At 69.9% G+C, this 22,998-nt stretch carries 26 protein-coding genes; 11 read left to right on the top strand and 15 right to left on the bottom strand.

What is annotated here, in order from left to right; all coding sequences use genetic code 11:
• Position 1: 1 nt before the first annotated feature.
• Genes OG905_RS23495 through OG905_RS23450 form a run of 10 tightly spaced genes read right to left on the bottom strand, consistent with a single transcriptional unit; the run spans position 2 to position 11,230 of the window.
• On the bottom strand, positions 2–1,543 hold the full coding sequence (locus OG905_RS23495; protein WP_328676798.1) for an ABC transporter ATP-binding protein: 1,542 nt from the start codon (positions 1,541–1,543) through the stop codon (positions 2–4).
• Positions 1,540–2,325: an ABC transporter permease gene (locus OG905_RS23490; protein ID WP_328676796.1), complete on the bottom strand. Its 786-nt coding sequence runs from the start codon at positions 2,323–2,325 to the stop codon at positions 1,540–1,542. Before OG905_RS23490 ends, OG905_RS23495 begins: the two co-directional genes overlap by 4 nt.
• Positions 2,322–3,275 carry an ABC transporter permease gene (locus OG905_RS23485; RefSeq protein ID WP_328676793.1) on the bottom strand — a complete coding sequence of 318 codons (954 nt, stop codon included), beginning with the start codon at positions 3,273–3,275 and terminating at the stop codon, positions 2,322–2,324. Before OG905_RS23485 ends, OG905_RS23490 begins: the two co-directional genes overlap by 4 nt.
• Positions 3,272–4,864: an ABC transporter substrate-binding protein gene (locus OG905_RS23480; protein WP_328676791.1), complete on the bottom strand. Its 1,593-nt coding sequence runs from the start codon at positions 4,862–4,864 to the stop codon at positions 3,272–3,274. Before OG905_RS23480 ends, OG905_RS23485 begins: the two co-directional genes overlap by 4 nt.
• Before the next feature lie 57 nt (positions 4,865–4,921).
• The gene (locus OG905_RS23475) at positions 4,922–5,713 is read right to left on the bottom strand and encodes a class I SAM-dependent DNA methyltransferase (RefSeq protein WP_328676788.1); all 792 of its coding nucleotides are present in this window, start codon (positions 5,711–5,713) and stop codon (positions 4,922–4,924) included.
• Positions 5,714–5,723: 10 nt separating this feature from the next.
• Positions 5,724–6,983, bottom strand: coding sequence for an MFS transporter (locus OG905_RS23470; RefSeq protein ID WP_328676787.1), 1,260 nt, complete (start codon positions 6,981–6,983; stop codon positions 5,724–5,726).
• Positions 6,980–8,041 (bottom strand): dipeptide epimerase, encoded by a 1,062-nt coding sequence (locus tag OG905_RS23465; RefSeq protein WP_328676785.1) that lies wholly within the window; start codon positions 8,039–8,041, stop codon positions 6,980–6,982. The genes OG905_RS23470 and OG905_RS23465 overlap by 4 nt, the downstream gene beginning before the upstream one ends.
• Positions 8,038–9,129, bottom strand: a complete 1,092-nt coding sequence (locus OG905_RS23460) for a PLP-dependent cysteine synthase family protein (protein WP_328676784.1) — start codon at positions 9,127–9,129, stop codon at positions 8,038–8,040. The genes OG905_RS23465 and OG905_RS23460 overlap by 4 nt, the downstream gene beginning before the upstream one ends.
• Positions 9,126–9,977: a Rossmann-like domain-containing protein gene (locus tag OG905_RS23455; RefSeq protein WP_328676782.1), complete on the bottom strand. Its 852-nt coding sequence runs from the start codon at positions 9,975–9,977 to the stop codon at positions 9,126–9,128. Before OG905_RS23455 ends, OG905_RS23460 begins: the two co-directional genes overlap by 4 nt.
• Positions 9,974–11,230, bottom strand: a complete 1,257-nt coding sequence (locus OG905_RS23450) for an ATP-grasp domain-containing protein (RefSeq protein WP_328676780.1) — start codon at positions 11,228–11,230, stop codon at positions 9,974–9,976. Before OG905_RS23450 ends, OG905_RS23455 begins: the two co-directional genes overlap by 4 nt.
• A gap of 144 nt (positions 11,231–11,374) precedes the next feature.
• Here OG905_RS23450 and OG905_RS23445 point away from each other — a divergent pair, with 144 nt between their 5' ends.
• From OG905_RS23445 to OG905_RS23415, 7 genes are all read left to right on the top strand, one after another.
• Complete coding sequence (locus OG905_RS23445; RefSeq protein ID WP_328676778.1) at positions 11,375–12,883, top strand: alpha/beta hydrolase; 1,509 nt, start codon at positions 11,375–11,377, stop codon at positions 12,881–12,883.
• A gap of 25 nt (positions 12,884–12,908) precedes the next feature.
• The gene (locus tag OG905_RS23440) at positions 12,909–13,565 is read left to right on the top strand and encodes a GNAT family N-acetyltransferase (RefSeq protein WP_328676776.1); all 657 of its coding nucleotides are present in this window, start codon (positions 12,909–12,911) and stop codon (positions 13,563–13,565) included.
• Positions 13,566–13,613: 48 nt separating this feature from the next.
• Positions 13,614–14,294: a DUF6445 family protein gene (locus OG905_RS23435; protein WP_328676773.1), complete on the top strand. Its 681-nt coding sequence runs from the start codon at positions 13,614–13,616 to the stop codon at positions 14,292–14,294.
• Positions 14,295–14,434: 140 nt separating this feature from the next.
• On the top strand, positions 14,435–14,605 hold the full coding sequence (rpmF, locus tag OG905_RS23430) for a 50S ribosomal protein L32 (RefSeq protein ID WP_328676772.1): 171 nt from the start codon (positions 14,435–14,437) through the stop codon (positions 14,603–14,605).
• A 5-nt stretch (positions 14,606–14,610) separates the two neighbouring features.
• Positions 14,611–15,780, top strand: a complete 1,170-nt coding sequence (locus OG905_RS23425; RefSeq protein ID WP_328676769.1) for a GTP-binding protein — start codon at positions 14,611–14,613, stop codon at positions 15,778–15,780.
• Positions 15,781–15,980: 200 nt separating this feature from the next.
• Entirely contained in the window at positions 15,981–17,024 is a 1,044-nt protein-coding gene (locus OG905_RS23420) for a permease (protein ID WP_328676768.1), read from the top strand.
• A complete protein-coding gene (locus OG905_RS23415) occupies positions 17,021–17,779 on the top strand; it encodes a TIGR03943 family putative permease subunit (RefSeq protein ID WP_328676767.1) in 759 nt (252 codons plus the stop codon). Before OG905_RS23420 ends, OG905_RS23415 begins: the two co-directional genes overlap by 4 nt.
• A 27-nt stretch (positions 17,780–17,806) precedes the next feature.
• Here the strand turns inward: OG905_RS23415 and OG905_RS23410 are convergent, their stop codons facing one another.
• The 4 genes from OG905_RS23410 to rpmB form a co-directional block, all read right to left on the bottom strand.
• Complete coding sequence (locus OG905_RS23410; protein WP_328676766.1) at positions 17,807–18,514, bottom strand: cation transporter; 708 nt, start codon at positions 18,512–18,514, stop codon at positions 17,807–17,809.
• Positions 18,514–18,849, bottom strand: coding sequence for an ArsR/SmtB family transcription factor (locus tag OG905_RS23405; protein ID WP_328676765.1), 336 nt, complete (start codon positions 18,847–18,849; stop codon positions 18,514–18,516). The genes OG905_RS23410 and OG905_RS23405 overlap by 1 nt, the downstream gene beginning before the upstream one ends.
• A 269-nt stretch (positions 18,850–19,118) precedes the next feature.
• Positions 19,119–19,424 carry a 30S ribosomal protein S14 gene (gene rpsN, locus OG905_RS23400; RefSeq protein WP_328676764.1) on the bottom strand — a complete coding sequence of 102 codons (306 nt, stop codon included), beginning with the start codon at positions 19,422–19,424 and terminating at the stop codon, positions 19,119–19,121.
• Positions 19,424–19,660, bottom strand: coding sequence for a 50S ribosomal protein L28 (gene rpmB, locus OG905_RS23395; protein ID WP_328676762.1), 237 nt, complete (start codon positions 19,658–19,660; stop codon positions 19,424–19,426). The genes rpsN and rpmB overlap by 1 nt, the downstream gene beginning before the upstream one ends.
• A 69-nt stretch (positions 19,661–19,729) precedes the next feature.
• Here rpmB and rpmG point away from each other — a divergent pair, with 69 nt between their 5' ends.
• From rpmG to rpsR, 4 genes are read left to right on the top strand one after another with little or no spacing between them, the layout of a single operon-like run.
• Complete coding sequence (rpmG, locus tag OG905_RS23390; RefSeq protein WP_266992509.1) at positions 19,730–19,894, top strand: 50S ribosomal protein L33; 165 nt, start codon at positions 19,730–19,732, stop codon at positions 19,892–19,894.
• Between the two features lie 29 nt (positions 19,895–19,923).
• On the top strand, positions 19,924–20,178 hold the full coding sequence (locus OG905_RS23385; RefSeq protein ID WP_328676754.1) for a type B 50S ribosomal protein L31: 255 nt from the start codon (positions 19,924–19,926) through the stop codon (positions 20,176–20,178).
• Positions 20,178–21,332 carry a CobW family GTP-binding protein gene (locus OG905_RS23380; protein WP_328676752.1) on the top strand — a complete coding sequence of 385 codons (1,155 nt, stop codon included), beginning with the start codon at positions 20,178–20,180 and terminating at the stop codon, positions 21,330–21,332. The genes OG905_RS23385 and OG905_RS23380 overlap by 1 nt, the downstream gene beginning before the upstream one ends.
• Positions 21,333–21,380: 48 nt before the next feature.
• Positions 21,381–21,629 carry a 30S ribosomal protein S18 gene (gene rpsR, locus OG905_RS23375; protein ID WP_328676750.1) on the top strand — a complete coding sequence of 83 codons (249 nt, stop codon included), beginning with the start codon at positions 21,381–21,383 and terminating at the stop codon, positions 21,627–21,629.
• Positions 21,630–22,608: 979 nt separating this feature from the next.
• Here rpsR and OG905_RS23370 read toward each other — a convergent pair.
• Entirely contained in the window at positions 22,609–22,932 is a 324-nt protein-coding gene (locus tag OG905_RS23370) for a helix-turn-helix domain-containing protein (protein ID WP_328676748.1), read from the bottom strand.
• Positions 22,933–22,998: the final 66 nt, after the last annotated feature.

Below are 22,998 nucleotides of genomic sequence, written 5' to 3'. Positions count from 1 at the left end.
GTCAGGGACGCATATCCGCTGCCAGGCGCGCCGAGCCTTCCACGAGTGAAGCGGTGAACCGGTGCCGCGGCGCTGTGAGCACTTGCTGCGCCGGTCCCTGCTCGATGAGCTCACCGGCGTCCAGTACGGCGATCCGGGCGGCAGTCGCTGCGGTGTCGAGGTCGTGGGTGATCAGGACCAGGGCCAGTTCGGGTCGGTCTCGCAGCAGGCCGGCGAGCGTGTCCAGGAGGCCGCGTCGGGTGACTGTGTCGAGGCCGGAGGTGATCTCGTCGCAGATCAGCACTCGCGGCCGGGCGAGCAGGGCCCGGGCGAGCGCGGTCCGTTGGAGTTCGCCGCCGGACAGCCGGCCGGGCCTGCGCCGCACCAGCTCCTCCGTGAGGCCGAGGCCGGTCAGGGTGTTCAGGGCATCGGCGAGAGCCTCTCGCGGGTGTGCTCCTCGCAGCCGCACCGCTGTGCGTGCCACCTGGTCCAGGACCGGTCGGTGTTCGTCGAACGCGGCGTTGGCGTCCTGGAAGACGTACTGGACCGCGGCCAGTTGTTCACGGGTCCGGGCGCGCAGGCTGCGCGGGAGCGGGGTGCCGTCGAGCTGGACATCGCCTGCGTAGTCCCGGTGGAGTCCGGCCAGGCAGCGGGCGAGCGTGGTCTTGCCGCTGCCGGAGCGTCCGACGACGGCCAGGCACTCGCCCGAGCGGAGGGTGAGTTCGGGGATGCGCACCACTTCCTTGGTACTGCGGGCGCCATTGCGGTGCCGCGCGGTGAGGCCACGTACCTGGAGTGCCGCGTGTTCGTCACGGGCGGGAGGGCTGTGGCCCTTCTTCCCTTCCGCTGCTAGGAGTTCGGCGGTCCAGGGATGCTGCGGTGCGAGCCACAGGTGCTCCGCGGGAGCCGCCTCCACAATTCGGCCGCCGCGCATGACCAGAACCTCGTCGGCCAGGGCTCGGACGACGTCCAGGTCGTGGCTCAGCAGGACCACAGCGACGCCCTGCCGGGCGACCGCCGCCAGCTGGTCGACGATGCGCCGCTTCGTCAGCACGTCCTGCCCCGTGGTCGGCTCGTCCGCGACCACCACACTGGCGCCGAGCAGCAGTGCCTGTGCCAGGACGGCGCGTTGCTGCTGGCCACCCGAGAGCTGGTGCGGATAGCGCCGAAGCAGGGACTCGCCCTCCGAAAGCTGTGCGGCCGAGAGGGAGTGCAGGATGCGCGTTCGGGCGGCGGCCCGGCGCTCGGGCCTGGGCAGGCTCCGCACCTGGTCGCGGGCGATGTCCCGCAGCAGTGCGCCGACCCGGCGTGCGGGGTTGAGGACGGCGCCGGGGTGCTGGGGTACGTATCCGACGAGGCCGTTGGATACGCGTACGTCGCCGGTCACCCGGGCACCCGCCGGGTACTCGCCGAGCAGCGCGAGGCCCGTGGTCGTCTTGCCGCTGCCGGACGCGCCGACGAGTGCCGTGACCTTCCCCGGCCGGACCTGAAAGCTGACGCCGTCGACGATCGCGCGGCCGTCGATCTCGACGCGTAGGTCCTTGATCTCAGCGACCGCGGTCACGTGCGTTTCCTCTTTTCCAGTACGGCGTCGAAGAGCAGGTTGCCGCCCATGGTCAGGGCGACGATGAGCAGGGCCGGGACGACCACGGCCCAGGGCTGGACGAACAGGCCCGTACGGTTGCGGTCCACCATCACCGCCCAGTCGGCGGCGTCCGGCGCGACTCCCACGCCGAGGAAGGCCGCCGTGGCCACCAGGTAGAGCGCGCCTGTGAGCCGTACGCCCGCGTCTGCGGCGAGTGTGCGCGCGATCGACCTGCCGACATAGCCGACGGCCATGCGCCACCAGGTCTCGCCCTGCATGCGCAGTGCTTCGACGGCCGGGCGTGAGGCCGCCTCGGCCGCGGCCGCGCGGACGATCCGCGCGGCGTCCGGGAAGTTGACCAGGGCCACCAGCAGTGAGAGGCCCATCGCTCCCGGCGAGAAGGCGGCGGCCACCAGCAGGATCAGCAGCAGCGACGGCACGGCGAGCAGCACGTCCACGGGCCGCATCAGCAGCTCTTCGAGCCAAGTCCGATGGGTGAGCGCGCTGATGAGTCCGAGCGGCAGGGCCACCAGGTAGGCCAGGGCAGTCGCGGTCAGGGCCACGAGGACCACTGACCGTCCGCCGAGCAGCACTTGCCGCCAGACGTCCCGTCCGACGAAGTCGGTGCCGAGCCAGTGTTCGCCGCCGAGGGTGAAGGAGGCGGCCCGTGGGCCAGGGGCTCCGGCGAAGAGCGGTCCGAGCAGGGCGAGGGCGAGCGGTACGCCGACGATCAGCGCACCGAGCATGGCGCGGTGCCTCATGCGGCCACCCCCGCCCGCGGCGCGAAGCGGTGGACGACCAGGTCGGCCCCGAGGTTGAGGACGACGGCGGTCAGCCCGAAGATCACCGCGAGGCCCTGCACCACGGGAACGTCCCGTTCCGCGACCGCGTTCATCAGCACCGTTCCCAGCCCGGGGATCACGTACAGCGCCTCCACGACGATCACCCCGCACAGCAACCAGTCGACCGTGCGGGCGAGTTGCTGGGCGGCGGGCGCGATGGCGTTGGGCAGCGCGTGCGCGTAACGGATGCGGACGCCGGAGATTCCGTAGCGGCGGGCCTGGGCGACGTACGGCGAGGCCAGTGCGTCGATCATGCCTGCCCGTACCAGACGGGCCAGTGAACACACCGGCCGCGACAGCAGGACAAGGACGGGAAGGACCAGCGCCGCGGGGTGGGCGAGCAGATCGGTGCCGTATCCGACGGCGGTCGGTGGCAGCCAGCCAAGATGCAGGGCGAACACGGTGACCAGCAGCACGCCGAAGGCGAACTCCGGGACCGCGTAGACGCCCAGCGTCACCGAACTGACGAGCCGGTCCACGAGCCGCCCCTCGTGGCGGGCAGCCAGCACACCGAGGCCGACCCCGGCCGGCACCAGCAGCACCATCGTGAGCGCGGCGAGCAGCACGGTCGGCCCGAAGCCGTCCGCGATGTACGTGCTGACGGGGCGCCCCGAGGCCAGTGAGGTGCCGAAGTCGCCGTGCAGCAGCCCGGCCGCCCAGTCCGCCAGGCGTTCGTACGCAGGTCGGTCCAGATGCATCGCCTCGCGGATGGCCGCGATCCGCTCCGGGTCGGGCTGGTCGCCGGCGAGCGACACGGCGGCGTCGCCCGGCAGCGCCTCGGTGAGAGCGAAGACGAGCAGCACGATGGCTGCCGTCTGCGCCACGCCGAGCAGCAGCCGCCGGGCGACCCAGGACCGCAGTCCGATCACGCCAGCCAGACCTTGTCGAAGCGCGCCCAGTCGAGGGAGTTGGCGGGCGCCTTCTGCTCGATGCCCCGGACACTGCGGGCGGTGCCGAGGATCCAGTCGGCGAAGCCCCAGATCAGGAAGCCGCCCTCGGTGTGGAGACGGCGCTGCATGCGCTCGTAGACGGCGGCGCGCTCCTTCTTGTCCTTGGTGGACTGTGCCTGCTGGTACAGGGCGTCGAAGTCCTTGTGCCGCCAATGCGTTGCGTTGGTGGTCGACCCGGTGAGCAAACGCTGGGAGATGTGGGACTCGATGGGCATGGCGCCGGAGCGGTAGGAGGCCAGGGTCCCGGAGTCGAGGATGTCCTTCCAGTAGCTGTCCTTGCTGCCGGTCTTGATCTCGATGGTCACTCCGGCCTTGGCCGCCTGGTCGCGGAAGATCGCCGCGGCCTCGGTGAATCCGGCAGCAACGGGTGAGGTGTCGAGGGTGACCTTGAGCTTCTCGGCGCCGGCCTCCTTCAGGAGCTTGCGTGCCCGGTCGAGGTCCTGTTCGCGCTGCGGCAGGCTACCTGCGTAGTACTCATAGCCCTTGCCGAACAGGTCGTTGCCGATCTCGCCCGCGCCGGACAGGGCGCCATCGACCAGCTCCTTGCGGTCGGCGATCAGGAAGAACGCCTCGCGGACCCGCTTGTCGTCGAACGGAGGCCGGTCGGTCTTCATGACGAAGCCCTGCATGGCGCTGTTGCGGAGCCGGACGATCTGGATCTGCCCCTTGTTCTCGTGGGCGCGGGCGGTGGCGGGGTTGAGCTCGTGGGCGTACTCGACCTGCCCGCCGAGCAGGGCGTTGGCGCGCGCCGATTCCTCGTTGGCGACGACGAACTCCAGCCCGTCGAGATAGGGCGCACCGTCCCAGTACGCGTCGTTGCGCTTGAAGACGGCGGACTTGCCTGGCGCGAAGGACACAAAGCGGAACGGGCCGCTGCCGACCGGCTTCTTGTCGAAGTCCTTGAGCCCGTCGGGGACGATGTACGCGCCGAACGCCGCGAGGACGTTGGGGAATTCGGCGGTCGGGCGCTTGAGGACGAACTCAATGGTCCGCTCGTCCAGAGCGCGGCTGGCCTTCAGGTCGATGGGCTCCAGCGACGCCTTGGCCCGGAACGCCTTCGCCGGGTCGACGATGCGGCGGTAGCTGTAGAGGACATCCTGGGCGGTCACCGGCTTGCCGTCGTGGAAGGCGGCCTTGCGCAGGGTGACCTTCCAGCGGTCCAGGCCCGCGTTCGGCTCCCAGGCCGAGGCGAGCCGGGGCTGCGCGGAGAGGTCGGGGCCGTAGTCGGCGAGCTTGTCGAAGAGAGCCTTGGCACGGGCGGCATCGGCGAACAGGTTGGCCAGGTGCGGGTCGAGGGTCTCGCTCGCACCACCCCCGGCGAAGGCGGCGCGCAGCCGTCCGCCGCGCTTGGGCTTGCCGTCGCCCTTGGCGGGGTCGGCGGCGGTTCCGGAGCCGGCGCAGCCGGCGAGTGCGAGCGCGCCGAGTCCGGCCGCACCTGAGGCTGCGGCGAGGAAGCCCCGGCGGCGCAGGCCGGGGAAGCGGGAGTCGTTGACGGGGACGTCGTCCATGTGGGTGTCCTTGCTGTGCGAGCGGATATCGGCGTGGGGGGCGACGGCATGTGGGGTTCAGCTGGCGCGGGTGAGGCGGGCGACAAGATGGAGCCGGTCGGCTTCGGCCGTAATGGCCGGCAGGGCGCCCTCCCACCACGGCGGCTCCGTACGAGGACCGGGCCCGTCGTACAGGGCGAGCACCTCGAAGCCGTGAACGGCGAGGACGTGGCGCAGTTCCTGGGGGAAGAGCAGCCGCCACGCGGAGCGCTGTTCGACGGGTGGCGATCCGTCGTCGGCGGTCCATACACGGGTGCGGCGCAGCAGTTGCGCGGCCCGGTCCACGCGCAGGGTGGTGGTGGACCGGTAGGCGGTGCCCTGCCAGGTGAAGCCGTTGACGGACGGGCGGTCGAGGAGTTCGGTACGGCCGAGGAAGAAGGCCCCGTTGCGCATCTCCGCGACAAGCAGCCCGCCGGGTGCCAGCGCGGTGCGGCAGGAGCCCAGGAAGCCGTCGAGCTCCTCATTGGTGTGGCAGTACAGCAAGGCACTGTCCAGGCACACCACGGCGTCGAAGGACCGTTCGGCGAGGTCGAATCCGCGCAGGTCTGCCCGGACGTACTCCGGACCGGGGTAGTGCACGCGCGCGTGCTCCAGCATCGCCTCGGAGAGATCCGCGCCGACGACCCTGCGACCGGCCGCGTGCAGATACGCGGCGTCACGGCCGGTACCGCAGCCGATGTCCAGGACCCGGGGACCGGCACCGTGCCGCCGCAGGCAGTCCTCGACCCAGCGCCCCGCCAGGCGCGCCTCGTCGGGGAAACGGGCTTCGTACAGGACCGGGTTGTCGGTCAGCAGGTTTGAGCTGCTCATGCGTGTCTCCTCATGCCGGCACCGGAACGGGCGCCACTTGGGCGGGAAGCACTCGCCGGCGGTGCAGCCAGGCGACGCCGGCGGCGGAGGCGAGTCCGAGGGCCAGGCAGCACGCCCAGGGCAGCCACTGCGCCCCCGCGCGTTCACCGGCGTCCATGGACCAGCCGACAACCGTGTTGCCCACGGCCGCGGCGATGCCCGAGACCACGTAGAACAGCCCGAAGTAGGTGCCGGTGAGCTCCGGGCGGCCGAAGCGGGGGATCAGCTCCATCACGAAGGGCTGGGCGATCATGACGCCCAGGTAGAGCAGCAGCGCACCGGCCAGGACAGGCAGTGCGCCGAGCACCGCATCGCCGACGCCGCCGTGCGCCGTCCCGGCCCCCGCCACCGTCATCGGCGGTATGAAGGCCACCCCCATCAGCGTGAGCCCCGCGCTGATCCATCCCGCCCGGCTGCCCCGGCTCTTCAGCGCCCGTGTAATCCGCAGTTGCAGCCAGAGGTTGGTGAGGGTGCCGACGAGGAAGACGATGCCGGCCGCGCCGTCCCAGCCGGTGGCCCGGCGCGCGCCGTCCGGCAGCAGCAGATACAGCTGATTCTCCATGGTGAACATGCCGACCATGACAACGGCGAACGCCACGAAGCCGCGGTTGCCGATCACCTCTCGCCAGTCCCCGAGGACGCTGTTCGCGGACCGTGTGACCTCGCGTACCGGAAGCACAACGGCCTGGGCGACCGTGAGCACCGCGAAGATCCCGGCCGCAGTGAGCGCGGAGGCACGGAAGTCGACCAGCAGCAGGGCGCTGCCAAGCAGCGGCCCTATCAGGGCGCCAGTGGTCGCGAAGACGTTGAACAGGGCGAACGCCTCGGCCTTACGCTCCCCTGCCTCCAGGGCGAGATACGCGCGTACGGCCGGGTTGAACAGCGCCCCGGCCAGCCCGCTGATCACGGAGGCGGCCAGCAGCACCGTCAGCCCGTCGCCGAGGGCGAAGAGCCCGAAGCCGACGGTGCGCAGCGCGCATCCGGCGATGATGACCCCGCGCGCTCCCAGCCGGTCCGACGCCGATCCGCCGATGAGGAACAGGCCCTGCTGGGAGAGGTTGCGTACGCCGAGAACGATGCCGACAACAGCGGCCGACAGCCCGAGATCCTCGCTCAGATGCACGGCGAGGTACGGGATGAGCAGGTAGAAGCCTGTGTTGACGCCGAGCTGATTGACCAGGAGGAGCCGTATCGCCAGGGGGAAGCCGCGTATCTCGTGCCACGTCCTCACGCGCGTTCACTCTCCGCCTCGGTGCGCGGGCGCACACCGAGGCCGGGGTGGCGGCTCGTCCGCACGGTGCCGTCGGCGCCGCCGATACCGGTCCACGGGTCATGGGCGAGCAGCAGATGCCCGTCGAGGTCGATCCACCGGGCGCGATCGGCGAGATGCACGGCGGGGGCGATGCCAAGCGTGCTGGCGGTCAGGCAGCCGAGCATCAGCTCGGTGCCGGTGCCGGCGATCAGTTCGGCGATCCGCAGTGCCGCTGTGACGCCGCCGCACTTGGCCAGCTTCACGTTGATTCCCTGCACCCGCCCGGCGAGACGGCGAGCGTCCTCGTAACCGACCGCGTCCTCGTCGGCGATGACCGGCAGCGGCGAGCGTTCGGCGAGTTGTGCCAGCGCCTCGGGGTCGCCGGGTGCGATCGGCTGCTCCACGGCCTCGATTCCCAGCTCCGCGAGGCGGGGCAGGAGTCGCTCCGTCGTGGCAACGGTCCAGGCTCCATTCGGGTCCAGGAGCAGCCGAGCGTGGGGAGCCGCGGCCCGCACGGCCCGTACGCGCTTCAGGTCGTCCTCGGGGTCCGGAGCCCCGGCCTTGATCTTGAGGACCGAGAAACCGTCCCGTACCAGGCGGGCGGCCTCGGCTTCGGCCTGCCTCGGCGAGGTGATGCCGATGGTGCGGGCGGTCGCTGCCGAGGGCGGGGCGGTGGTGCCGAGTAGTTCGTGGACCGGGACTTCTGCGCGCTTTCCGGCCAGGTCGAGCAGCGCCGACTCGACCGCCGCGGTCACGGCGGGGGGCATGCCGTTCGCCGGCAGCGCGCCGGTACGCAGGGCACCCAGGGCTGTCTCCGGATCTCCGAACCGGGCCAGATCCCTGGCCACTTCATTCAGCAGCCGCACGATGGTGCGTGCGTCGAGGCCGTAGTACACGCTGGAGACGGCCTCTCCGCGGCCGAGCCGGCCTTCGTATTCGATGAACAGCCAGACGGCGTCGCGGGCCGCCATCGTCGAGCGGGATATGCGCAGCGGCTCGGTGAGTTCGAGGCGCACGGTGCGCTGACTGACTTTCACGGGCTTTCTTCCAGACGTGTGGTTCGGCTGTGCAGCGGGTCGGTGACGACGCGGCAGCGGGCCCAGCCGGTGGCCTCCACGGCCCGCGGATGCGGGATCTCGACGGGGCGCCTGGCCGGGGTCGCCAGGTCGAGCCCATGGGCGGCGGCGAAGTCGTCGTCGTAAACGGTGCCGAGATAGCGATGCGGTCCGTCGGGGAAGACAGAGGCGACGACGGACCCCGGGTGGACGCGAGCGGCCCAGGCGGCCACCAGCGCCACCGCTCCGGTGCTCCATCCGCCGCTGACGAAGTTGCCGACAGCGAGCTGCCGGCAGGCGCCCGCGGCCTCGGCCGGGCCGACCCAATGGACCTCGTCGAACGCGTCGTAGGCGACGTTGCGCGGATGGATGCTGCTGCCCAGGCCGCGCATCAGACGCGGTCTGGCGGGCTGGCCGAAGATCGTCGAGCCGGTGGCGTCCACGCCGATCAGCCGGAGCCCGGGCCAGTGCCGCCGCAGCGGTCCGACCACACCGGCGCTGTGGCCGCCGGTACCGACGCTGCACACCAGTACGTCGAGGTGGTCCAACTGAGTGGTGAGCTCGGCGGCGAGGGAGGCGTAACCGAGGATGTTGTCGGGGTTGTTGTACTGGTCGGGCCAGTAGGCGTGCGACAGCGTCGAGAGCAGTTCGCGCAACCGAGCCAGCCGGGCGGCCTGCCATCCGCCCTCGGCCGCCGGGCGGTCGACCAGCTCCAGCCGGGCTCCGTATGCACGCAGCAGTTGTCGCATCGAGGGCTCCAGCTCCGTGTCGCCGACCAGCACGATCGGATGCCCCAGAGCCTGACCGGCGAAGGCCAGCCCGATGCCGAGCGTTCCGGAGGTGGACTCCACCACCGGGGCTCCGGGCCGCAGTTCGCCGCGCTCCTTGGCCCCGAGCAGCATGGAGACGGCCGCTCGCGCCTTCATGCCGCCGACGCCGAGACCTTCCAGCTTCGCCCAGAAGCCGGGCTGCGGGCAGGGCAGGTCGACGGTGATGCGGGCGAGCGGGGTACGGCCGAGCAGGGCGAGCAGTTCGCGGTTGCCCGCGGGGCTGAGGACGGCCGTGGTCACAGGGCGGCTCCGGAGCGCTCACCGGCGCCGTAACGGTGGATGGTCCCAGGACCGCCGTCGAGCCAGAAGAAGGGGTACGGCTCCGCGCACACCGCGCTGACTCCGGCGCCGATGAGGCGCGGAAGCACCGCGCTGCCTGTCTGGGCGAACATGACCAGCGGCTTGCCGTGCCGCAGTGCGTGCTTCCGTAGCGGCTCGAAGCTTCCGTTGCCGAGCGTCATGCCGGAGGCGAGGACCGCGTCACAGCGCTCCAGTTTCGACAACGCGTCGGTCCGTACCGGCTCGCCCCACTCCGTCGTGCCGCCCTTGAGGTCGCAGGGTATGTACGCAAGCCCACGCTCCCGCAACGCCTCCAGCAGCGAGTTGACCACGCCGACGACGAGCACGGTGTGCCCCGGGGGGACGTCGAGCAGGCCGGTGACGGCCTTGGCCCTCGCCCGGGACTTCTGCAGCGAGCTCCCGGCGGGCAAGGGGAAGGGGAGTGCGCCGCTCGCGGGACCATGCGGGAGAACGTGCATCAAGTAGGCGTCCAGCGCAGCCACCCGTACCGGCAGCAGTTCATGCGCCATGAGCCGGGCGACGTCCGCGCCGACACAGTCGTCGACGGCACTGTCAGGGAGCCCACCGGGTTCCACTGCGCAGGAGCCCACGGCTTCGGCCAGGCGCAGGCTCAGCACTTCGTTGCGGTAGCCGCCGCTGCGCCCGTCATGCCGTACGGCCTGGCGCGTGGTGAACGCCACGGCGATCCGCTGAGTCCTCGGGTCGGGTCCGAAGCCACCACGGAGCACACGGTCGACGAGTTCGTCGTACGAGGCCGCGGTGATGTTCGTGTGGGTGATGGCGGTCATCGGCCGACCACCTTCGGACAGAGCGCCGAGAGCAGCGTCTCGACCCGGTCGCGGGCCCCGAGGCCCTCGGCGTCACCGGCCATGACGTGGCCCAGGTACTCGTTGTTGCTGCCCGCTGCCTTGACGACCTTGCCGGGCTCGACGAGCTGGATCTCCAACAGGTCCGCTGCCACGCGCACGTCGTCGGCGCCGTCGATGGACTCCAGCACTCCCTCGCTGTCCGGCACCAGGAACACGATGGCGGCGCTGCGCAGACCGGTGGCTCGTCGGCGCAGGTCCGGCTCGCGGCCGAGGGCCACGTCGACACATGCGGCGGCGAGATCGATCCCCGTCACATGACGGACCAGTTCGGTGATGCGGTTACCGGCGGGGCGGGGGTTGACCTCGACCACACGTGGCCCGTCGGCCGTCAGCTTGATCTCGGTGTGCGCCACGACCTCGTCCAGGCCGAGGGCTTTCAGCGCCTGCAGTGCCGTCTGGGCAGCCGCCTCGATGTCGGCGGCAGCGAGTGCCGCCGGGAACATGTGACCGGTCTCGATGAAGGCCGGTGCCCCGCCGACGCTCTTGTCGGTCACCCCGACCACCTGCCCGGACCCCGCGAACGACACGGTCTCGACGCTGACTTCCGGTCCCCGGAGCAGTTCTTCGAGCAGGACCACGGGCTCGCGGCGCTGTCCTCGCGCGTTGACGGGGAAGTCCGCGAGCGCCCTGTAGGCGTGGGTCAGTTCCGACTCGTCGTCGACGCGTCGTACGAACATCCCGGCGCACAGGTCCACGGGCTTGAGCACGAGCGGGTAGCCGATCTCCCGCGCCGCATCGGCGGCCTCGGCCCAGTCGGCGCAGACCGCGAAGCGGGGACCCGGCACTGCGGCATCGGCCAGGACACGGCGGGTCGCGTCCTTACGGCAGGCGTTCTCGACCGCTGAGGAGGAGGGGCCCGGCAGCCCCAGGCGGCCGGCGATCCGCGCGGCAGTCGGGAGGTAGTAGTCGCAGGAGGTGACCACCCCGTCGAAGCCCAGCGCACGGTGGGCGCGCTCCACGAGGGGCAGCAACGTCTCGATGTCGTTGGTGTCGGCGGTCAGCACATTGTGCGCCGAGAGCAGTGGGTGCGCGGTGCCCTCAGGTGCGGAGCGCACGTAGTGGTGCAGATCCCGGGTGAGGAAGGTGAACTCGTGCCCGCCCTCGCGGATCGCTCTTGGCAACAGCCTGCTCATCGATCCGACCCAGCTCTCGACCATCAGCAGATGGGCCACGGCTTCCTCTTCTCAGAACGCGGGTTGAACGCATGACGCCTCGGCGGCGCCCGTCCGGACGGTCCGCCTTGACGAAGCGACACGTTATCGACAATCGTTTTCATTGTCATCTGATCCAGCGTCGATTCTCTGAATGCGAGACCCGTGACTCCCGCCGTTCGCCACCTGGGCGTGCTCTGCGCCCTCGTGGCCACCGCCGCCGCCCTGGTCCCTGCCGCCCCGGTCCACGCCACCACTGCCCCCGATCCATCTCTGCGTTTCGGTCCCTGCCCGGAGTTCATGCCGGTCCCGGACGCCCCTGAGCGGGTGGAGTGCGGATTGCTGAGCGTCCCGCTCGATCGGGAACACCCGGACGGCGAGCACATCCGCATCGCCGTCTCGCGCGTACGCGCGTCGGGACCACCCGAGGAGCGGCGCGGCATTCTGCTGGTGAACCCGGGCGGACCCGGCGGGCCGGGATTGGCTTACGCCGTCACCAAGCGGACCAAGCTGCCCGAGAGCGTCCGCCGCACGTACGACGTCATCGGCTTCGACCCACGCGGTACGGGACAGAGCGCGCCCGCCGACTGCGGCCCGATGGGCGGTCTCTTCGACAGCCCCGGACCCGAGCCCGTACCGGCCGGCCATCCCGCGGAAACGGCGCACCTCGACTCGTTGAGGCGTATGGCGGACGACTGCGCCGCCGACGCCGGCGACACGCTGGCGCATCTGTCGACCACTCAGACCGCCCGGGACATGGACGCCATACGCTCCGCACTCGGCGAACGGCAGATCGGCTTCCTGGGCGTCTCTTACGGCAGCTACCTCGGCGCCGCCTATGCCGCACTGTTCCCGCAGCACGTCGGTCGCATGGTGCTCGACAGCGTCGTCGGCCCCGGGGAGTGGTACGACTTCGACCTGCGGCAGAGCCGGGCATTGCTGCGCCAGCGCGACGTGTTCTTCACCTGGGTCGCCCGGTACGAAGAACGCTTCGGTCTCGGCGGCAGCGCCGGTGAAGTCCGTTCCGCCTACAGGCGGGCGCGTCAGGAACTCGCAGCCCGCCCCGTGGACGGCATCGGTCCCGCCGAGTTCGACCGTGCCGTGTACCGAGCGCTTGGCCGCACGGAACGCTGGGAGGGCCTCGCGGCAGGCATCCGTGCGTACCTGCACGACGGCAGCACCGAACTCCTGCGCCCTGCCGCCCCCTTCGACGGTGCCGCGTCACGTACCTATGAGTCCGCGAACCGCGTCGTGAAGTGCGCGGACGGGCCCGGCCCGACGCCGGGTCGGGTCACGGCCGACATCCGGCGCCTGCGGCGTCTCGACCCGCACCCGATCGTCACAGGAGTCGAAGCCTCGGCTTGCGCCTACTGGCACCACATACCCGCCCACGGCACCCGGCTCGGCAGCCCCGAGGTGCCCCCGGTGCTGCTGATCGCCTCCGAACACGACCCCGTCACACCCATCGAGGGAGCCTGGCAGCTACGGCAGCGGCTGCCCGGCTCGCGCCTGGTCACACTCCACGACGACTACTCGCACGGCGTGTTCGCCAGCCGGGGCAACAAGTGCGTGGACAGTGCCGCCGCCGCGTATCTGGTCGACGGGAACGTCCCGGTGACGGATGTGCATTGCGACGGGACCGGCCTGCCGACACCTCGGGTCCCCAACGAATGAGTTCTCAGCGAAAAGGAGTTACACGATGACTCACGCCCCGCAGAACGCCCCGAACACCGCGTACATCGTGCGCCCCGCAACGGTCGCCGACGTGGAAGGAGCGCGCCGCGTGATGCTAGACACCTTCTACCGGGATTTCGGGTACGGCTACGTACCCGAATGGCACCGCGACGTCGTCGACATCGTGGGCACCTACCTGGACGATCCCCGGCATCTGCTGCTGGTGACGGTGCACGGCGGCGAGGTGGTGGCCACGACCGGCGTGCGATCGATCGGTCCGGCCCATCCGCCGCACCCACGCTGGCTCGCCGAGCGCTACCCGCCGGGAACGACCGCGCAGGTCGTCCGTGTCTACGTCAAAGCCGAGCACCGGCGGCACGGTCTGGCGCGGACCCTGGTGCGCAGGGCATGCGAATTTGCCGCCACCACCCCGGGCTACGACAGCATCTATCTGCACACCAATGTCCATGTGGAGGGCGCCGAAGCCTTCTGGCGGAGCATGGCCAAGGAGGTCTTCGACGCCCGGACGACCGGTGAGCACGGTCCCGGTGTCGGCACGGTGCACTTCGAAATCCCGATGCCTCATTTGACGCCCGCCCCGCTGGCGGCGCGCAGGTGGCACGTGCCTGATCTCGGTCGTCAGCAAGCAACTGACGACTGCGTTGAGTTGACGGAAGATTGACCAATTCACGGGGGCGCGGTGACACCTGCGCACCTCTACTGTCTCCGCATGCCTCCACACCCCCCGAGAACCCCGGCACTCCCGGTCCTGCCCTACCGCAAACCCACTCCCAACCGGGACTATTGGGTGCTGGACCATGTGCTGCCCGATGTGGACGCCGTCCGGGCCCGCTGCCTCGCCAAGGACGACTGGGTCGAGGGCCACCCATTCAAGCCCGAGAGCTGGCCCGGCCTCCGCACGATGCCGGGGCTCGAACCGGAGGAACTCTCCCGCGTCGAAAGACTGGTCACGAAGGCCACCGGCGCGCGCCGGTTGTGGAAGGAGACCGCTCCCGGCGGTGGCACCCTCAATCACAACTGCATCCAGGTCGTCGGCAAGGACGAATGCGAGCCCCGTCCACACACCGATTCCCGTGCGCTGTGCCGCTACGCAGCGGTGCTCTATCTCAATCCGAACGTGCCCAAGGACTGCGGAACCAGCTTCTACCGGCAGAGTCTGCCCGGCGGCAGACTCGGCGGGAACCTGGTGACGGCGCCGCACAACAACCTGGTCGACGCCCTGGGCACACGTTTCGTCCCGCCCGACTCGTTCACCGAGGACGTACGCGTGCCGCACCGGTACAACCGGCTGCTCCTCTACACCGCCAACATGATGCACAGCGCTACCGGCTACTGGGGCAGCACCTTGGAGGACAAGCGGATGACGGCGGTCTTCTTCTGGATGGCGTGACACATCGCTGCCGGGCCGGCTGGAGGTGCCCCCGCGAGCCACCGGGTCCGGCTTCCCGGTGACGCAGCAACCTCTCAATTGGAAATGGAACCCATTTCCATATAGCCTTTGGGTCGCGCCACCCAGAGAGGACCCGCACCATGGCTGTACCCAAGCGGAAGATGTCCCGCAGCAACACCCGCCACCGCCGCGCCCAGTGGAAGGCCACTACGCCGCAACTCGTGCCGGTCACGGTCGACGGCGTCGCCTACCTGGTGCCGCAGCGGCTCGCCAAGGCGTACGAGCGCGGCCTGCTGCGCCCCGAGGGCTGACAGGCATGGCCGAACGACTGCCCGTCACCGTCCTGTCCGGCTTCCTCGGCGCGGGCAAGACCACGCTGCTCAACCATGTGCTGAGCAACCGCGAGGGCCTGCGCGTCGCGGTCATCGTCAACGACATGAGCGAGATCAACATCGACGCCGCACTTGTGCGCGGCGGCGAGGCCGCCCTGTCGCGGACCGAGGAACGCCTGGTCGAGATGACCAACGGGTGCATCTGCTGCACCCTGCGCGACGACCTGCTCGAGGAGGTCGACCGTCTCGCCCGCGAGGACCGCTTCGACTACCTCCTCATCGAGTCCAGCGGCATCTCCGAACCGATGCCCGTCGCAGCGACCTTTGCCTTCCCTCGCGACGACGGCGCCGCCCTCGGCGACCTGGCTCGCCTCGACACCATGGTCACGGTCGTCGACGCCGCCAACTTCCTGCCGGAACTGGAAGGCGGGGACGGGCTCGCCGAGCGCGGACTCGACCAGTACGAGGACGACGAACGCACCGTCAGCGACCTGCTGATGGACCAGATCGAGTTCGCCGACGTCATCGTCGTCAACAAGCTTGACCTCGTCGATGCGCAGAGCGCCGACCGGCTGCGCGCAGCCCTCACTCGTCTCAACCCGGCGGCCCGGATCGTGGCGGCCACCCGCGGGCGCGTGGACCTCGGCGATGTTCTCGGTACCGGGCTGTTCGACCTGGAGCGTGCACAGCAGGCCCCGGGCTGGGTCATGGAACTCAACGGCGATCAGCTGCCGGAGACCGAGGAGTACGGCATCTCCAGCACGGTCTTCCGCTCCCGGGTGCCGTTCCACCCGGGCCGCCTGTGGACGTTCGTCACCGAGGGACTCGACAGCGGCCGCTTCGGTCAGATCCTGCGCTCCAAGGGCTTCTTCTGGCTGGCCAACCGGCCCAACGTGACCGGCCTGTGGTCACAGGCCGGCTCCGTCGCCCGCTTCGAACCCTCCGGCGCCCGGGACGCGGACAGCGCGCAGGGCCAGGAACTGGTCTTCATCGGTACCGGCCTGCGCACCGAAGCGCTTCAGGCCGCCGTTGCCGACTGCCTCTTGAAAGAGGGCGAAAACCTCCCATCTGTCGATCCGTTCCCCGCGTGGGACACCTACGGCATCGACGACGCCTGCGAGCACGAGCACCCCGAACTCGTACCGCAGACATAAGGACGCCGGGTTGGGCAGTGGTCGCAGCCACGGCACTGCCCAACCCGGTATGCCCGCCATCGCCGGACTCGCGGCACACGAGGCGGTGAACTGCGATGCCGACTCGACCATGAGTCCGACGATGGCGAGCATCAACCAATCTCCGGGATGAGCGGATCCCCCGGTTATCGTGATGCCTCCCGCGGACGACCGGAGCAGACGTGAACGAAGCTGATGGGTTGGTGAAAGACCTGCGGGTCGACACCAGCAGACAGCCCGGGACATGCACCAGCCCGGATCGCCCCGCGCCGACGTCCCTGCTTGCCGCAGGCGCTGCCTCGATACTGGTCATCGGCGGGCTCGCCTGGGTCGCGGGAGCGGCGGATTGGCTGTCTCACCCCGGCTTCCGTGCCTGGCAGACCGTCTGTGTGGCCATCACCGTTCAGGCCCTTCCGTTCCTCATCCTGGGCACGCTGATCTCCGGAGCGGTCAACGCCTTCGTACCGGCGCAGGCGTTCAGCAAGGCGCTCCCCCGCAACCCCGCCCTCGCGGTGCCTGTGGCGAGCGCGGCCGGGATCGTGCTGCCGGGCTGCGAGTGCGCCTCGGTACCCGTCGCCGGGAGCCTGATCCGGCGGGGAGTGACACCGGCAGCCGCCTTCGCCTTCCTCCTGTCCGCGCCGGCCGTCAACCCGATCGTCCTGACCGCAACCGCCGTTGCCTTCCCCGGCAAGCCTGAGATGGTTGCCGCCCGGCTCATCGCCTCACTTGCCACCTCCGCGGCGATGGGCTGGCTGTGGCTGAAGCTCGGCCGTGCGGAGTGGCTGCGCATGCCGGCCCGGCACACCGGCCACCAGCACGGGCACAGCCGATGGGAGGAGTTCCGGCTCGGCTTCCAGCACGACTTCCTGCACGCCGGAGGGTTCCTCGTACTCGGCGCCATGGCCGCGGCCACCTTCAACGTCACCGTGCCACGATCGGTGCTGGACACGTTCTCCGGCTCGCCCTGGATGTCGGTGCTGTTCCTCGCCGGGCTCGCGATCGTCCTCGCCGTCTGCTCGGAGGCCGACGCCTTCGTCGCCGCCTCACTGACCGGCTTCTCGCCCACCGCCCGCCTGACGTTCATGGTGGTCGGTCCCATGGTCGACGTGAAACTGATCGCCCTGCAGGCCGGAACGTTCGGCCGGTCCTTCGCCGTCCGGTTCTCGTCGGCCACCGCGGTGGTCGCCATCGTGTCCAGCGCCCTCGTTGGGTGGTGGCTGCTGTGAGACGCACCTTCCAACCCCTGTTGCTCCTACTGACCGGAGCCGGGATCCTGCGCGCGTCCCTGTTCAGCGACATCGGCCTGCGCTACGTGAAAGAAGGGCTGCAACCCTTCCTCGTCGCCTCCGGCATCGTCCTGTGCGCACTGGGGATGATCGGTACTCGGCGCGACGGGCTGCCCTTCCTCGGACGCCGCCAGGGGCGGGGGCTCCACAGTGACGCCGCCCTGCCGTCGGAGCATGGGCACGACCACACCCACGGGCCTCGCATCGCCTGGCTTCTGCTGCCGCCCGCGCTCGTACTGCTCCTCTTCGCCCCACCGGCCCTGGGCTCCTACACCGCAGCACGCGACAATCCGAAGATCGTCGAGGACTACGAGCGCTTCGAGCCGCTCTCCGCTCACGGCCCCGCTCCGCTCTCTCTGACCGAGTTCATCGCGCGGGCTCAGCAGGACGACAAACAGAGCCTCAAGGGCCGCACCGTCCTCATACAGGGGTTTGTCACGCCCGGCGAGGACGGAACCTGGGATCTGACCCGGCTCCTGGTGGCCTGCTGCGCGGCCGACGCGCAGTCGTTGACCGTCACGATGCATGGTGCGAAAGCACCACCTGCCGACACCTGGGTGAAAGTGACCGGTACCTGGCACCCGCACGGCGCTCTGGGCACCACTTCCGCAGCCCTGGCACTCGACGTGGCAACCATCGAGCGAATCCCGGAGCCGCCCGTCCCGTACATCGACAGGGCCCCAGCCGTCGAGTGAAAACGGACACGGGACCGGCGGCCGGGGTCAGTTGCCGCAAGAGGATCCGGGGGTACATCCCAAGGCGCCCGTCTTCGTCCTGTCGGCTTCTGTGACGGTAGAGGTGGCACAGCACCCGCGGCCGCGCCAGGCGTCGCGGCCTTCCTTGAAGGCGATGGCCGCGATCACCAAGGCGGCGAGTGGGTCGGCCCAGGACCAGCCCAGGGTGGCGTTGGCGAGTAGGCCAGCCAGCAGCACGGCGGACAGGTAGGTGCACAGGAGGGTCTGCTTGGAGTCCGCGACGGCCGAGGCGGAGCCGAGTTCGCGTCCCGCGCGGCGCTGCGTCGTGGACAGCACCGGCATCACCATGAGGGACAGGGCGGCGATCACGATTCCTGGAAGGGAGCGTTCGGCCTCACCGGTGCTGGCCAGGGTGCGGGCGGTGTCGACGGTGATGTACGCGGCGAGCGCGAAGAACGAGACGGCGATGATCCGCAGTGTGGTCTTCTCGCGGGCCTGACGCGCGGCGTGGTCGCGGGGGGAGAACTGCCAGGCGACCGCTGCGGCGGAGGACACTTCAATGAGCGAGTCGAGGCCGAAGCCGATCAGGGCGCTGGAGGAGGCCAACGTGCCCGCGATGATCGCGACACCCGCCTCGATGACGTTGTAGGTGATGGTGGCGAAGACCAGCAGCCGGATGCGACGCGTGAGCGCGTCCCGTCGGGCCGGGGAGGGCCCGAACGCGACGGCGGCCATCAGCAGCAGCCCTTCTCATCGGCGTCCGCGCACGCGCGATCCGTCTCGACCGCGACCACGGCGGTACGAACGTCGTCGAGCGCGTGGGCCAGTCGCGGATCGGCGAGCTCGTAGCGGGTGCGGCGGCCCACCGGAACGGCGACGACCATCCCGCAGTCGCGCAGGCACGCGAGGTGGTTGGAGAGCCGAGTCCGGGAGATTCCAAGAGCCTCGGCGAGATCTGACGGGTGGGCAGGGGCCTCGCTCAGCGCGAGCAGCAGTCGGCAGCGGATCGGGTCGGCGAGCGCGCGGCCGAACCGCGCCAGCACCTCGACCTCGGAAGAGAGTGTCAGCACAGCCACCACGATACAGCGAATCCTGAATTCACAAATACTTGTCGCATTGGCTACTGCTCCCGGATCGGGCCGAGTGACCCCGTCGCGGAGCTCCGTCGTTCTAGCACGTCTGGCAAGGCACCGAAGCCGGCCCAAGGACCGAGCTCGGACTCGGTTCTTAAACCGTGGCCCGGCTCACGCCCTCGTCCACGTGCGGGCTTGCTCGGATGCTGGCCGTGACCCCGCCGAGTCACGGCCAGAGCAGCCAGACCGCCACGAGGGCGGCACGCTCACCAGGACGACTTGGTGACTCCGGGGAGGAATCCGGCGTGTGCCTGCTCGCGCATACGGACACGGGACAGCCCGAACCGTCGCAGGTGCCCCCGCGGTCGGCCGTCCACGCTGTCCCGGTTGCGCACCCGGGTCGCGCTGGCGTCGCGCGGCTGGCGCCGAAGCTCCGCCAGAGCAGCAGCCCGCTCCGACTCCGGGGTGCCCGGGCGGCGGATGATCTCCTTCAACTCGGCTCGACGGACGGCGTACCGCTCGACGATTGCCTTGCGCTTCTCGTTCTTGGCGATCTTGCTCTGCTTGGCCATCAGACCTTCACTCCCCGGGCGCGGATGCGGGCCACGGCCGCCTCGATACCGATGCTGTCGATCGCCTTGATCGCCTTGGTGCTGAGCGTCAGGCGTACATGCCGGCCCTCGCTCGGCAGCCAGTACCGCTTGCGCTGGATGTTGGGGTCGAAGCGGCGCGAGGTGCGCCGGTGCGAGTGGGAGATGTTGTTGCCGAAGCCCGGCTGGGCGCCGGTCAGTTGGCAGTGGGCGGACAAGGTGTTACCTGCCTCTCTTCAGATGGTTTCCTTTTTGGTAATGGAAACCATTGTCATATACTAGCGCCCATGGCTCGCAACGAAGTACGCCCGATCATCAAGCTCCGCTCCACCGCGGGGACCGGCTACACGTACGTCACCCGCAAGAACCGGCGGAACGATCCCGACCGCATGGTCCTGCGCAAGTTCGACCCGATCGCCCGCAGGCACGTCGACTTCCGCGAAGAACGCTGACCTCATCCCCTGCCCTGAAGGACCACGCCATGAAGCCTGGAATCCACCCCCCGTACGGCCCCGTTGTCTTCCGTGACAAGGCCGCCGGCTCCGCCTTCCTCACCCGTTCCACCACCACCAGCGACAAGACGATCGAGTGGGAGGACGGCAACACGTACCCCGTGGTCGACGTCGAGATCTCGAACGTGAGCCACCCCTTCTACACAGGCACCGCCCGCGTCCTGGACACCGCGGGCCGCGTCGAGCGATTCGAGCGCCGCTACGGCCGGCGCGAGGCGAACTGATGCAGAACCAGCCCCGGCTGCCCGTCGTGATCGTCGGAGGGCTCCACTCCGACGCCCGCAAGGAGGTGGTGGACCGTCTCCTGCGAACCGTCCCCGGCAGTGTCGCCCTCCACCATGACCTGGCCTCAGCTGTCGAAGGCACCCTGCGCCGTCTGATCCGCGACTCCTCGGGCCAGCTGTCCTACGGCGATGCCCCGCTCGTCAATGACTGCGCCTGCTGCGCGCTGCGCGAAGACCTGGTCCCGGAGCTGGAGCGCCTGGCCGCCGGCGGTCTGACCCGGCTCGCGATCGTCGAACTGTGGGACTCCGTCGAGCCCAAGGCGATGGCGGAGGTCGTCGTCGCGCACGGTGGCGACGCCCTCGATCTCACCAATGTGATGACCGCCGTCGACCCCGCACTTGTGCTGCCCTACCTGGCCAACGGCGACGACCTGGCCGAGGCCGGTCTCGCCGCTGCCGCCACCGACCAGCGCACGGTCGGCGACACCTGGGCCCGGCAGCTGGAGTACGCACCCGTGCTCGCTCTCGTCGACAGCGAAGAAGCCGACGACGAGGACCGCGCACTCCTCGCCCAGCTCCACCCGACCGCACACCGGGTGCCCGCCGGATCAGGCGAACTCGCCCAACTGGCCTTCGCCGGCTTCGACGTGGAAACGGCAGCCGCCGCACAGCACCCGGCCTGCGCGCGGCTGCCCCAGGAAGCAGACGAAGCCGGGGTCGCCACCCTCGTCTGGCACCGCCGCCGCCCGTTCCACCCCGAACGCCTCTACCAGGCACTGGAAGACCTGTGTTGCGCCGCCGCCCGCAGTCGCGGCCGGTTCTGGCTCGCCGACCGCCCCGACACCCTGCTCGCCTGGGATGCCGCGGGCGGCGCGCTGTGCGTGGAGAACGCCGGTCCCTGGCTGGCCTCCCTGCCGGACGCCGCCTGGGAGATGGTCCCGCCCATACGCCGAGCCGCTGCCGCACTGGACTGGCACCCCGAGCACGGCGACTGTTGCCAGCACCTCGTCTTCACCTCCCCCGGCCTTGACCGCGACGGCCTGGCACAGCTTCTCGAGTCCTGCCTGCTCACCGACGACGAGTACGCCGCCGGCCCCGAGGCGTGGAAGCACCTGCCGCCCGCGTTCGACTCCCTCCTCGACCCCGTCTCGTAACCCCGGCACCAGACACCCATCCGAAATCAGACCGACGAAGGAACACTCATGGCCCGCCGTCACGATCCCCGCAAGCCGCTCAAGTCCCGCCCCAACCCCCTGGAGGCGGCCGGGATCACGTACATCGACTACAAGGACACCAACCTGCTGCGGAAGTTCATCTCCGACCGTGGCAAGATCCGCAGCCGCCGCGTTACCCACGTCAGCGCCCAGCAGCAGCGGCAGATCGCCACAGCGATCAAGAACGCCCGGGAGATGGCGCTCCTGCCCTACGGTGCCCGCGTCGGCGCACAGTAAGCCGGCGATGCTGCGGGGCAGGGTGGTCTTGCCGCAGCCCGAGTGGCCGGGGACGCCGGCCAGGATCTGCAGGGGACGGTGAGGCCCCGCGAGGCCAACCGCGACGAGGCCGGTGGCGAGGGCGACGGACACGGGATGGGCGGCAGTCAGACTCGCCCAAGGCCGCGTCGCGTCCATCAATTCCTTCGGACGAGGTCCTGGCTCAGAGTGTCGATCCCCGAGCCGAGCTGGCCGCGTACCTTCCATTGAAGGGGGCGGCGCCGCACAAGCGTCAGAGGGTCAGGTCGCCCAGGCGATCGTCGATCACAGAGAACCACGGTCACTCATGCCGACATTGTGATCCACACCAGCTTGGCCAAACTCATAGGGGCACGCCCCACACCCCATGGCCCTGCGCGCCCCGTCCCCTCGGGCGCCCGGACTTCGGTGCCCCGCAGCCGCCCCTTCGTGGCTACCGCCTCAACGATCAGGCGGTAGCGAGGCGTCAGCGCCGAAGATCCGAAGTGAGCGTGATCCATCCGTCCGGGATCCAGCCTTCGAGGTAGCCCTCCACAAAATCCCCGAGCTCCGAAGTGCCGAGCGAGGGCAGCCTCCGGACGGCTTGACGCCATGGCACCCACAGCCACGATGCGTAGCAGGAACGTTCAGCGTGCGCCGTGAACAGACGCACCTTTCGATGCGGGGCTGGTCCGTGGGGATAGACATCCAGCCGTGCCACAACCCCACCGAAGCGCAGAGCGGATCCGTCCACGAGGCGGCGCACCGCTTCGCGGTACGACTCCTGTGGTGCGCAGGCGGCTGTCGGAAGACTCAAGGAGTCCCGAGCGTGCCGAACGAGGCCTATCCGCTGGCCGCCATCGAAGCACAGCAGATAGACCTCACGCCGCTCGCTCGGTGCATACATGACCACAAGGAAAAGAATGTGGCACAGCACTCAGGATGCACGCCGGGCAGGCTGAACGGAGTACGAAGCAGCGACTCAGGGCTTCGGCGGGCTCGGCGGCAGAGCCGCCGGCCCGGGCCAGAGCTGAAAGCCGAAGGCCGCCTCGAGGCGGGCCAGCGTGCCCAGGTCCGGCATGACCTTGCCGTTGAGAACCCGGCTGACCGTCGAGTGGGTAAGGCCTGTCGCCTCGGCAAGGCTACGCAACGTATGCCCAGTAGACGCCATGGCTCGCTCCAGATTCCTGGAGAGGGACTGTCCGTAGTAGGCGCTGACCGGCGCATCGGGAGCCAGGGCAGCATGGGGCCAAGTGCCGTCTACGACGTAGTCGCACGGCTGCTTGTCATTGCTGCTCCGGGGCATGCCGAGATCATCCCACGCACCCATGGGCCCGACCCTTCCCCCGCAGGGAATCCCCTCGGAGACTCC

Source organism: Streptomyces sp. NBC_00322 (genome assembly GCF_036147535.1).
Taxonomy (GTDB): domain Bacteria; phylum Actinomycetota; class Actinomycetes; order Streptomycetales; family Streptomycetaceae; genus Streptomyces.
Note: the sequence above shows the minus strand (reverse complement) of the source record. Positions and strands in the feature narration are given on the sequence as shown.

Coding starts and splice junctions, on each gene's coding strand:
- OG905_RS23490 (WP_328676796.1), bottom strand. CDS start 2,325: ATGAGGCACCGCGCCATGCTCGGTGCGCTGATCGTCGGCGTACCGCTC.
- OG905_RS23480 (WP_328676791.1), bottom strand. CDS start 4,864: ATGGACGACGTCCCCGTCAACGACTCCCGCTTCCCCGGCCTGCGCCGC.
- OG905_RS23475 (WP_328676788.1), bottom strand. CDS start 5,713: ATGAGCAGCTCAAACCTGCTGACCGACAACCCGGTCCTGTACGAAGCC.
- OG905_RS23455 (WP_328676782.1), bottom strand. CDS start 9,977: ATGACCGCCATCACCCACACGAACATCACCGCGGCCTCGTACGACGAA.
- OG905_RS23440 (WP_328676776.1), top strand. CDS start 12,909: ATGACTCACGCCCCGCAGAACGCCCCGAACACCGCGTACATCGTGCGC.
- OG905_RS23435 (WP_328676773.1), top strand. CDS start 13,614: ATGCCTCCACACCCCCCGAGAACCCCGGCACTCCCGGTCCTGCCCTAC.
- rpmF (WP_328676772.1), top strand. CDS start 14,435: ATGGCTGTACCCAAGCGGAAGATGTCCCGCAGCAACACCCGCCACCGC.
- OG905_RS23425 (WP_328676769.1), top strand. CDS start 14,611: ATGGCCGAACGACTGCCCGTCACCGTCCTGTCCGGCTTCCTCGGCGCG.
- OG905_RS23410 (WP_328676766.1), bottom strand. CDS start 18,514: ATGGCCGCCGTCGCGTTCGGGCCCTCCCCGGCCCGACGGGACGCGCTC.
- rpsN (WP_328676764.1), bottom strand. CDS start 19,424: ATGGCCAAGCAGAGCAAGATCGCCAAGAACGAGAAGCGCAAGGCAATC.
- rpmG (WP_266992509.1), top strand. CDS start 19,730: ATGGCTCGCAACGAAGTACGCCCGATCATCAAGCTCCGCTCCACCGCG.
- OG905_RS23385 (WP_328676754.1), top strand. CDS start 19,924: ATGAAGCCTGGAATCCACCCCCCGTACGGCCCCGTTGTCTTCCGTGAC.
- OG905_RS23380 (WP_328676752.1), top strand. CDS start 20,178: ATGCAGAACCAGCCCCGGCTGCCCGTCGTGATCGTCGGAGGGCTCCAC.
- rpsR (WP_328676750.1), top strand. CDS start 21,381: ATGGCCCGCCGTCACGATCCCCGCAAGCCGCTCAAGTCCCGCCCCAAC.
- OG905_RS23370 (WP_328676748.1), bottom strand. CDS start 22,932: ATGCCCCGGAGCAGCAATGACAAGCAGCCGTGCGACTACGTCGTAGAC.